The 11,689-nt window shown below is 74.6% G+C and carries 1 protein-coding gene; it reads right to left on the bottom strand.

All coding sequences use genetic code 11. The features are described from left to right. The coding region (locus ACFXB5_RS38660) for an SDR family NAD(P)-dependent oxidoreductase (RefSeq protein ID WP_385217351.1) at positions 1 to 11,686 on the bottom strand (11,686 nt) is incomplete at its 3' end. Positions 11,687 to 11,689: the final 3 nt, after the last annotated feature.

Genomic DNA, 11,689 nt, shown 5'->3' with positions numbered 1-11,689 from the left:
GGGGGGCGCCGCGCGCGCGCGCGCGCCCGCGCGCGCGCCGCCCGCCGGGGCGCGCGCCCCCCCCCCCCCCCGCCTCGGAGCCGAGCAGTTCCTCCAGCAGATATCCGGCGAGCGCGGTCGGCGTCGGGTAGTCGAAGACCAGCGTGGCGGGCAGCCGCAGCCCGGCGGCGGCGCCGAGGCGGTTACGGAACTCCACCGCGGTCAGCGAGTCGAAGCCGAGGTCCTTGAAGGCCCGGCTCGCCTCCACCGCGTCGGGCGAGTCATGGCCGAGCACCACGGCCACCTGGGCGCGCACCAGGTCCAGCAGGGTCTGCTCGCGCTCGGCCGCGTCCAGCCGGACCAGCCGCTCCACCAGCGAGGAGCCGTCCCCGGCCGCACCCGACTCGGCGGTGCGGCGGGTCGTACCGCCGCGCACCAGACCGCGCAGCAGCGGCGGCACCATCTCGATGGGCGCGCCGGTGAGCGGCACCAGGTCGAGCTGCATGGGCACCAGGAAGGCGTCGCCCACCTCCTGGGCGGCGTCGAACAGCGCCAGGCCCTCGGCGGAGGACAGCCCCAGCACTCCGGAGCGGGTCATCCGGGACTTGTCGGTGGCCTCCAGCTCGCCGGTCATCCCGCTGGCCTCGGCCCACAGGCCCCAGGCCAGCGAGGTGGCGGCCAGGCCCTGGGACTGGCGGTGGCGGGCCAGGGCGTCCAGGAAGGAGTTGGCCGCCGCGTAGTTGGCCTGGCCGGGGCCGCCGAACGTCCCGGCCGCCGAGGAGAACAGCACGAACGCGGCCAGGTCCTGGTCGCGGGTCAGCTCGTGCAGATTGACGGCCGCGTCCACCTTGGGGCGCAGCACCTTCTCCAGCCGCTCCGGCGTCAGCGCGTCGATCACCCCGTCGTCCAGCACACCGGCGGTGTGTACGACGGCGGTCAGCGGACGCCCGGCGGGAATGTCGGCCAGGACGGCGGCGAGCGCGTCCCGGTCGGCCGCGTCGCAGGCGGCGATGGTGACCTCGGCGCCCAGCTCGCGCAGCTCGGCGGCGAGTTCGGCCGCGCCCGCGGCCTGCTCACCGCGGCGGCTGGTGAGCACCAGACGGCGTACGCCGCGCTCGGTGACCGCGTGCCGGGCGACCAGGCCGCCCAGGGTGCCGGTGCCGCCGGTGATCAGCACCGTGCCGTCCGGGTTCCACGGGGCGGGCACGGTGAGCACGACCTTGCCGATGTGGCGGGCCTGGCTGAGGTAGCGGAAGGCGTCCGGGGCCTGCCGCAGATCCCACGCGGTGATCGGCAGCGCCCGCAGCGCGCCCCGCCGGAACAGCTCCAGCAGCTCGCACAGCATCTCCTGGATGCGGTCCAGGCCCGCCTCGGTGAGGTCGAACGCCTGGTAGGAGACGCCGGGGTAGGCGGCGGCGACCTCCTCCGGCGCCCGGACGTCGGTCTTGCCCATCTCGACGAACCGGCCGCCGCGCGGCAGCAGCCGCAGCGAGGCGTCCACGAACTCCCGGGCCAGCGAGTCCAGTACGACATCGACGCCGCGACCGCCGCTGGCCTCGCGGAACGTGTCCTCGAAGGCCAGGTCGCGGGAGGAGGCGATACGGTCGTCGGCCAGCCCCAGCGAGCGCAGCGTGTCCCACTTGCCCTGGCTGGCGGTGGCGTAGACGTCCACGCCCCAGTGGCGGGCCAGCTGGACGGCGGCCATGCCGACACCACCGGCGGCGGCGTGCACCAGCAGCGACTCCCCGCCCTGGAGGCCGGCCAGGTCGCGCAGCGCGTAGTAGGCCGTCATGAAGACGATCGGCACGGACGCGGCCTGGGCGTACGACCAGCCCTCCGGCATCGGCACGATCATGCGGCGGTCCACGACCACCAGCGGGCCGAAGCCGCCGGGCAGCATGCCCATCACCCGGTCGCCGGGCGCCAGATCGGTGACCCCGGGGCCGGTCTCGAGGACGACTCCCGCGCCCTCGCTGCCCATCAGGCCCGCGTCACCGGGGTACATGCCGAGCGCGTTGAGCACATCGCGGAAGTTCACACCGGCGGCCCGGACCGCGACCCGCACCTGCCCGGCCTCCAGCGGCGCGGCGGCCTCCGGGCTGGGCAGCAGCGTGAGGTTCTCCAGGGTGCCCTTGTCCTGGATGTCCAGCCGCCAGGCCGGCTCGCCGGGCGGCGGCACCATGGGCCCACTGGCGGCGGTACGCGCCAGCCGGGGGGCGTGGACGGCGCCGCGGCGCAGTACGAACTGCGGCTCGCCGGAGGCGAGCGCGGCGCCCAGCGCCTCGTAGGAGGCGTCGGTGCCGTCGAGGTCCACCAGCACCAGCCGGTCCGGGTTCTCCGACTGCGCCGAGCGCACCAGACCCCACACCGGGGCGTGCGGCAGGTCGTGGGTCCCGGCGTCGCCCGCGGTGGCGACCGCGCCCCGGGTGACGAGCACCAGCTGGGACGCGGCGAACCGGTCGTCGACCAGCCAGGCGCGGACGAGCGCCAGCGTCCGCTGGGTGGCGGTGTGGACGGCGGCGGTCACCTCGTCACCGGTGGCGCCGCGCGGGTCGAGGTACGCCAGGACGTACGCGGGCGCGTCCCCGGCAGCGGCCAACGCGTCCAGGTCGGCGTGGATCGCCGCATCGGAGGTCAGCGGGGCGGGCGCACCCTCGCCGAGCACCGTCCAGGACGCGGCCGGGCTCTCGGTGGACATCGGCACGGTGGCCCAGTCCAGTCGGTACAGCGACTCGTGGTACGCGGCGGAGCGGCCCTCGGCGAGCTGCCCGGCCGAGACCGGGCGCAGCGCCAGCTGCTCGACCGAGGCCACCGGGGCACCGGTGCCGTCGGCCAGCTCCAGCGACACGCCGTCGGCACCGGCCGGGGTCAGCCGGACCCGGAGCGCGTCGGCGCCCACCGCGTGCAGCGACACCCCGCTCCAGGAGAACGGCAGCCGCCCCTGCTCATCGCCGCCCGCGCGGGCGAACGTGCTGTGCAGCGCGGCGTCCAGCAGCGCCGGGTGCAGCCCGAACCCGCCCGCGTCGGCCTTGCGGTCCTCGGGCAGCCGCACCTCGGCGAACACCTCGTCGCCGCGCAGCCAGGCCGCCGTCAGCCCCTGGAACATCGGCCCGTACGCGAAGCCGCCGTGCGCCAGGTGCTCGTAGAGCCCCTCGACCTCGGCGGGCTCGGCGCCCTGCGGCGGCCACGCCGTCAGGTCGAACGAGGGCCGAGGGCCACCGGCCACCAGCACACCGCTCGCATGCCGGATCCACGGCAGCTCGGCGGGCGCGTCCTGCGCCCGCGAGTACAGCTCCAGCGTGCGGTGCCCGGCCTGCTGCGGGGCGCCGACGACGATCTGCAGCTGGACCGCGCCACGCTCGGGCAGCACCAGCGGCGCCTCGATGGTCAGCTCGTCAAGCCGGTCGCAGCCCACCTGGTCACCGGCGCGGATGGCCAGTTCGACGAAGGCGGTGCCGGGCAGCAGGACGGTGCCCATGACGGCGTGGTCGGCCAGCCACGGGTGGCTTTCGAGGGAGAGCCGACCGGTGAACAGGAAGCCGTCGGAGTCCGCCAGCGGCACGGCCGCGCCCAGCAGCGGGTGGTCGGCCCGGTCCAGACCCGCCGACTCCACGTCGCCCACGAAGCCCGCGGGGGACGTCAGCCAGAAGCGGCGGTGCTGGAAGGCATAGGTCGGCAGGTCGACGCGGTGGGCGCCGGTCCCGGCGAAGTACGCGGACCAGTCCGGGGTCACACCACGGACGTGCAGGGCGGCGAGGGCGGTGGCGACGGTCTCGGCCTCGGCGCGGTCCTTGCGCAGCGCGGCGGCGAAACCGGCCGCGTCGGCGTCGGTGACGCACTCCTGGCCCATGGCGGTGAGGACACCGTCCGGGCCGAGTTCGAGGTAGGTGGTGACGCCCTGGGCCTCGAGGGTGCGGACACCGTCGAGGAAGCGGACGGCCTCACGGACGTGGCGCACCCAGAAGTCGGGGGTGGTGATCTCGTCGGCGGAGACCACGTTTCCGGTGAGGTTGGAGACGATCGGGATGCGCGGGGCCTCGTACGTCAGCCCCTGCGCCACCTCGCGGAACGCCTCCAGCATCCCGTCCATACGCGGCGAGTGGAACGCGTGGCTGACCGTGAGCCGCTTGGTCTTACGGCCCTGCGCCTCGAAACCCGCCGCGATCTCAACCGCCGCGTCCTCATCGCCCGCGATGACCACCGAGGCCGGACCGTTGAGGGCGGCTATCGAGACACGCTCGTTGAGCAGCGGCAGGACCTCGTCCTCGGACGCCTGGACGGCGATCATCGCACCACCGGCCGGAAGCGCCTGCATCAGCCGACCACGGGCCGCCACCAGCTTCGCGGCGTCCGCGAGCGAGAGCACACCCGCCACATGCGCGGCGGCCAGCTCACCAATGGAGTGCCCGGAGAGGAAGTCGGGCCGCAGCCCCCACGCCTCCGAGACCAGCCGGAACAGCGCCACCTCAATGGCGAACAGCGCGGGCTGGGTGAACCCGGTCTGGTCCAGCTCCGCCGCGTCGTCCCCGAACACCACGGTCTTCAGCGGCCGTTCGAGATACGCGTCCAGTTCGTCGCAGACGGCGTCGAACGACTCCGCGAACACCGGGTAGGCGTCGTACAGCTCACGGCCCATGCCGAGCCGCTGGCTGCCCTGGCCGGTGAACAGGAAGGCCACCTTGCCGTCCGCCACCGAGCCCTGGACCAGCCCCGCGGCCGACTCGCCGCGCGCCAGCGCCTCCAGACCCGCGACCAGCGCCGCACGGTCCCCGCCGACCACGACGGCACGGTGGTCCAGCGCGGCACGGGAGGTCGCGAGCGAGTACGCCAGGTCGGTCGGGGAGACGTCCGGCCGCTGTTCGAGGTCGGCGAGCAGCCGCTCGGCCTGCGCCCGCAGCGCGTCGGCGTTCTTCCCGGACACGGTCCACGGCAGCACGGACGGCCGGGCGGCCGGAAGCGCGGAGCCCTCGGCCGGTTCGGTCTCCGGCGCCTGCTCGATGATGGCGTGCGCGTTGGTGCCGCTGACGCCGAAGGAGGAGACACCGGCCCGGCGCGGACGCCCGGTCTCCGGCCACTCCCGCGCCTCGCTCAGCAGCGACACCGCACCCGCCGCCCAGTCCACGTGCGGCGAGGGCTCGTCGAGGTGCAGGGACCGGGGCAGTACGCCGTGGTGCATGGCCTGCACCATCTTGATGATGCCCGCGACACCGGCGGCGGCCTGGGTGTGGCCGAAGTTGGACTTGATGGAGCCCAGCCACAGCGGCTGGTCCTCGGTCTTCTCCTTGCCGTACGTGGCCAGCAGCGCCTGCGCCTCGATCGGGTCGCCCAGCGTCGTACCCGTGCCGTGCGCCTCGACCGCGTCCACATCACCGGCCGTCAGGCGTGCGTTCGCCAGCGCCTGCCGGATCACCCGCTGCTGCGACGGCCCGTTCGGCGCCGTCAGACCGTTCGAGGCACCGTCCTGGTTGACGGCCGTGCCCCGCACGACCGCCAGCACCTTGTGGCCGTTCTTCTCCGCATCCGACAGCCGCTCGACGAGCAGCATGCCGACGCCCTCGGCCCAGCCGGTGCCGTCCGCGTCGGCCGAGAAGGACTTGCAGCGGCCGCTGGCCGAAAGACCGCCCTGGCGGCTGAAGTCGATGAAGGTGTCCGGGGTGGACATGACGGTGACACCGCCCGCGAGGGCCATCGTGCACTCGCCGTTGCGCAGCGCCTGCGCCGCCAGGTGCAGCGCCACCAGCGACGACGAGCACGCCGTGTCGATGGTGACCGCCGGGCCCTCGAGACCGAAGGTGTAGGCGACCCGGCCGGAGGCCACGCTGCCCGCCGTACCGGTGCCGAGGTAGCCCTCCAGGCCCTCCGGCAGGGCGGTCAGCCGGGAGAGGTAGTCGTGGTACATGACGCCCGCGAAGACGCCGGTCTTGCTGCCGCGTACGGTCGCCGGGTCGATCCCGGCCCGCTCGAACGCCTCCCAGGAGCTCTCCAGCAGCAGCCGCTGGTGCGGGTCCATGGCGAGGGCTTCACGCGGGTTGATGCCGAAGAAGTCGGGGTCGAACTCGCCCGCGTCGTAGAGGAATCCGCCCTCGATGGTGGCGCTGGTGCCCGTCTGCTCGGGGTCGTCGCCCAGCAGCCCCTCCAGCTGCCAGCCGCGGTCGGTCGGGAAGCCGGAGATGGCGTCCACCGAGCCGGTGACCAGCTGCCACAGCTCCTCGGGGCTGGTGACCCCGCCGGGGTAGCGGCAGCTCATGCCGACGATGGCGATGGGCTCGTCGTCGGCGACGGCCACGGTGGCGGCCGGGGCCGCGGCGGCCTCATCGGCCTGGTCGCCGAGGATCTCGGTGCGCAGGAAGCCGGCGAGCGCGATCGGCGTCGGGTAGTCGAAGACGAGGGTGGCGGGGAGCCGTACGCCGGTGACGGCACCCAGGCGGTTGCGCAGCTCGACGGCGGTGAGCGAGTCGAAGCCCAGCTCCTTGAAGGCGCGGCCCGAGCCGACCGCCTCCGGGCCCGCGTAGCCGAGGACGGCGGCCACCTGACCGCAGACGATCTCCAGCAGCAGCCGGTCGCGCTCGGGGACGGGCAGCCCGAGGAGCCGGTCGGCGAGCCCGCCGGGGGCGGCGGCGCCGCCCGCCTCGACCACCCGGCGGCCGGGGGCCCGCACCAGGCCGCGCAGCAGCGCGGGGACCAGGCGTGCGTCGGCGTGGCGCAGCGGCGCCAGGTCCAGGTGCATGGGGACGAGCGTGGGGTCGCCCACGGCGCGGGCGGTGTCCAGGAGGGCGAGGCCCTCCTCGGAGGAGAGGGCGGCCACTCCGGCGCGGGTGATGCGCTGGATGTCGGTGTCGTCCAGGTCGCCGGTCATCCCGCTGCGCTCGGCCCACAGGCCCCAGGCGAGGGCGGTGGCGGGCAGCCCCTGGGCGCGGCGCCGGTGGGCGAGGGCGTCCAGGAAGGCGTTGGCGGCCGCGTAGTTGGCCTGGCCGGGGCCGCCGAGGGTGCCGGCGGCGGCGGAGAACAGCACGAACGCGGCCAGGTCGAGTTCGCGGGTGAGCTCGTGGAGATTCCACGCGGCGTCCACCTTGGGCGGCAGGACGCGGTCGACGCGCTCGGCGGTCAGCGAGCCGATGACACCGTCGTCGAGCACACCCGCGGTGTGCACCACGGCGGTCAGCGGGTGCTCGGCCGGGACGGCGGCCAGCACCTCGGCGAGCGCGTCGCGGTCGGCCACGTCGCAGGCGGCGAGGGTGACCTCCGCGCCCGCCGCGCTCAGTTCGGCGACGAGTTCGGCGGCGCCGTGGGCGTCTCCCCCGCGCCTGCTGAGCAGCAGCAGATGGCGTATGCCGTGCTCGGCCACCAGATGGCGGGCGACCAGTCCGCCGAGGGTGCCGGTGGCGCCGGTGACCAGGGCGGTGCCCTCGGGGTCGAGGGCGGGGGCGGTCTGCTCGGGGTCGGAGGCGACCTTCGCCAGGCGCGGTACGACCACGGTCCCGGCGCGGACGGCGAGCTGCGATTCGCCGGTGGCCAGGGCGGCGGAGAGCACACGGTAGGACTCGTCGGTGCCATCGAGGTCCGCCAGGACGAAGCGGTCCGGGTTCTCGGACTGCGCGGAGCGCAGCAGACCCCACAGCGGCGCGTGGGCCAGGTCCTCGGTGTCGGCGTCCGTCGAGGTGGCGACGGCGCCACGGGTGGCGATCACCAGCCGGGAGCCCTCGAAGCGGGCGTCGGCGAGCCAGTTCTGGACCAGCTCCAGTGCGCGGTGCAGGGCCTCGCGCACGGCGGTCTCGACGGGCAGCCCGGTGTCATCCGCGAAGAACGGCGCGACGACGGCCTGCGGCACCGGTGCCCCGGCGTCCACGGCCGCGCCGAGCGCGGCCAGGTCGGCGTACCCGGCGGCGGTGGGCAGGGCGATGGCGAGCTCGGGGTGCTCGGCACCCAGCACCGCCCACTGCCCGGCCACGACGGTGGTGTTGGCCGGGACCGGGGCGGGGGTCCACTCGACGCGGAACAGCGCCTCGTGGAAGGCGCCGCGCGCGGCGTGCACCTGGTCGGGCGAGACGGGGCGCAGCAGCAGCGAGTCGACGGAGGCGACGGGCGCGCCGCTCTCGTCCGTCACCAGCACGGCCACCGCGTCCTGCCCGGCGGGCGAGAGCCGGACGCGCAGCGTGGCGGCGCCCACGGCGTGCAGCCGGACGCCGCTCCAGGAGAAGGGGAGGCGGCCGTGTTCGGTGTCCTCGAGGAGGGAGCCGATGCCCACGGCGTGCAGGGCCGCGTCCAACAGCGCCGGGTGCAGCCCGAACAGTTCGGCCTCGGCGCGGGCGCTCTCGGGCAGCCGCACCTCGGCGTACACGTGGTCGCCGTGCTGCCACGCGCCCTGGAGCCCCTGGAACACCGGACCGTAGGCGAATCCGGTCTCGGCGAGCCACTCGTAGAGGCCGTCCACGGGGACCTCGGTGGCACCGGCCGGGGGCCAGGTGGTGAGGTGGTCGGAATCGTCGGAGGGCGCGGTGGCGCCGGCGGCGAGCACACCGGTGGCGTGGCGGGTCCACTCCACCTCGCCCCAGGTGCCGTCGGGGGCCTCCTCCAGGCGCGAGTGCAGGGTCAGCGAGCGGCGGCCGGTCTCGTCCGGCGCGCCCACGGACACCTGGAGCTGGACGCCGCCCTGCGGGGGCAGCACCAGCGGGGCCTCGAGGGTGAGCTCCTCCAGGACGTCCGCGCCGACGTGGTCACCCGCGCGGATGGCCAGCTCGACGAAGGCGGTGCCGGGCAGCAGCACGGTGTCCATGACCGCGTGGTCGGCCAGCCACGGGTGGGTCTGGAGGGACAGCCGTCCGGTGAACAGGAATCCGGCGCCGTCGGCGAGCGACACGGCGGCGCCGAGCAGCGGATGGTCGGCGGAGCCGAGCCCGGCGGCGGTGACGTCGCCGGTCCACGGGCCGGGCGGCTCGGGCCAGTACAGCTCGCGCTGGAAGGCGTAGGTGGGCAGTTCGACGCGGCGGGCGCCGGAGCCCTCGAAGACCGCGGCCCAGTCGACGGCCACGCCGTGGACATGGGCGCGGGCGAGGGCGCCGGCCAGGGCGGTGGCCTCGGGGCGGTCGCCGCGCAGCACGGGCACGAACACGGCGCCGTCGCCGGTGACGCAGTCCTGCGCCATGGCGGAGAGCACCCCGTCGGGGCCCAGTTCCACATACGTGGCGACGTCGTACTCCTCGAGCCTGCGGATGCCGTCGGTGAAGCGGACCGCCTCGCGGACGTGCCGGACCCAGTAGTCGGGCGAGCAGATCTCGTCGGCGGAGACCGAACCGCCGGTGAGGTTGGAGATGATGGGGATGACCGGCGGGGCGTAGGTGACCTGCCGCGCGACCTCGCGGAAGGCGTCCAGCATGCCGTCCATGCGCGGTGAGTGGAACGCGTGGCTGACGGTGAGCCGCTTGGTCTTGCGGCCCTGCGCCTCGAAGCCGGCCGCGATCGCGACAGCCGCGTCCTCGTCGCCCGCGATGACGACCGACGTCGGCCCGTTGAGGGCGGCGATCGACACCCGCTCGGTGAGCAGCGGCGCCGCCTCGTCCTCGGACGCCTGGATCGCGATCATCGCGCCACCGGCGGGCAGTTCCTCCATCAGCCGGCCGCGCGCGGCCACCAGCTTCGCCGCGTCGGCGAGCGAGAGCACACCGGCCACATGGGCGGCGGCCAGTTCGCCGATGGAGTGGCCGACGAGGAAGTCGGGCCTGACGCCCCACGTCTCCAGCAGCCGGAACAGGGCCACTTCGAGGGCGAACAGCGCGGGCTGGGTGTAGCCGGTGCGGTCCAGCAACCCGCTGTCGTCGCCGAACATCACCTCGCGCAGCGGCCGCTGGAGGTGCTGGTCGAGCTCGGCGCACACCTCGTCCAGGGCGCGGGCGAAGGCCGGGACGGCCGCGTACAGCTCACGGCCCATTCCGGCACGCTGGCTGCCCTGGCCGGTGAAGAGGAACGCGACCTTGCCCTCGGCGGCCTCGCCCCGGACGACGCCACCCGCGGGGGCGTCCGCGGCGATTTCGGCCAGTCCGCGCAGCAGTTCGTCGCGGCCGCCCTCGCCCGTGAGGACCACGGCCCGGTGGTCCAGCGCGGCGCGGGTGGTGGCCAGCGAGTGGGCCAGGTCGACCAGGCCGAGGCCCGGGTCGTCCTGCACCCGGGCGGTGAGCCGCTCGGCCTGGGCGCGCAGCGCCGGTGCGCTCTGCGCGGACACCAGCAGCGGCACCTGCCCGCCGATGCCGGTCCACTCCGAGGGCGTGGCGTCGCCGGGGACCTGCGGCTCGCGGTCCTCGGCGGGTGCCTGCTCGATGACGGTGTGCGCGTTCGTACCGCTCACGCCGAAGGAGGAGATGCCCGCGCGGCGCGGCTGGCCGGTCTCCGGCCACGGGGTGTTCTCGGTGAGCAGGGTGACGGCGCCCGCGTCCCAGTCCACGTCCCGGGAGGGCGCGTCGACGTGCAGGGTCCTGGGCAGCACCCCGTGCTCGATGGCCTTGACCATCTTGATGATCCCGGCGACACCGGCGGCGGCCTGGGTGTGCCCGAAGTTGGACTTGACCGAGCCGAGCCACAGCGGGCGGCCCTCGGCCCGGTTCTGCCCGTACGTGGCGAGCAGGGCCTGGGCCTCGATGGGGTCGCCGAGGCTGGTGCCGGTGCCGTGCGCCTCGACGGCGTCCACCTGGGCCGGGGTGAGCCGGGCGTCGGTGAGCGCCTGCCGGATGACGCGCTGCTGGGACGGGCCGTTGGGCGCGGTCAGACCGTTGGAGGCGCCGTCCTGGTTGATGGCGGAGCCACGGACGATGGCCAGCACCTTGTGGCCGTTCTTACGCGCGTCCGACAGCCGCTCGACGAGCAGCATGCCGACGCCCTCGCCCCAGCCGGTGCCGTCCGCGCCGTCCGCGAACGCCTTGCAGCGGCCGTCGGGCGCGAGGCCGCGCTGGCGGCTGAAGTTGATGAACGCGCGGGGGCTGTTCATCACCGTGACACCGCCGGTGAGCGCCAGCGAGCACTCGCCGTTGCGCAGCGCCTGGATGGCCAGGTGCAGTGCCACCAGCGACGCCGAGCACGCGGTGTCGACCGTGAGCGCCGGGCCCTCCAGGCCGAAGGTGTAGGAGATCCGGCCGGAGATGACGCTGGCGGCGTTGCCGGTGAGCAGATACTGCTCCACGCCCTGCGGCAGCGTGTGCATCAGCTCCGGGTAGTCCTGGCCGTTGGTGCCGACGAAGACACCGGCCTTGCTGCCGCGGAGCGTGGCCGGGTCGATCCCGGCCCGCTCGAACGCCTCCCAGGACGTCTCCAGCAGCAGCCGCTGCTGCGGGTCCATGCCGAGGGTCTCGCGCGGGCTGATCCCGAAGAACCCGGCGTCGAACTCGCCCGCGCCGTCGAGGAACCCGCCCTTGTCGGTGTAGCTGGTGCCCTGCTCGTCGGGGTCGTCGGCGAAGAGCGCGTCGACGTCCCAGCCACGGTCCGTGGGGAAGTCCGCGATGGCGTCACCGCCCGCGGCCACGAGCTCCCACAGCTCCTCCGGAGACGTGACGCCTCCGGGGAACCGGCAGCTCATTCCGACGATCGCGATCGGCTCAGGCTCCTGCGACTCGACCTCGCGAAGACGCTGCCGCGTCTGGTGCAGATCGGCAGTTACCCGCTTGAGGTAGTCGAGGATCTTGTCCTGATCCGACATTGGAGTCTCACCCATGCTTCTCGTCACAAA

Origin of the sequence: Streptomyces sp. NPDC059455 (assembly GCF_042750115.1) — a bacterium.
Classification (GTDB): Bacteria; Actinomycetota; Actinomycetes; order Streptomycetales; family Streptomycetaceae; genus Streptomyces; species Streptomyces endocoffeicus.
Note: the sequence above shows the minus strand (reverse complement) of the source record. Positions and strands in the feature narration are given on the sequence as shown.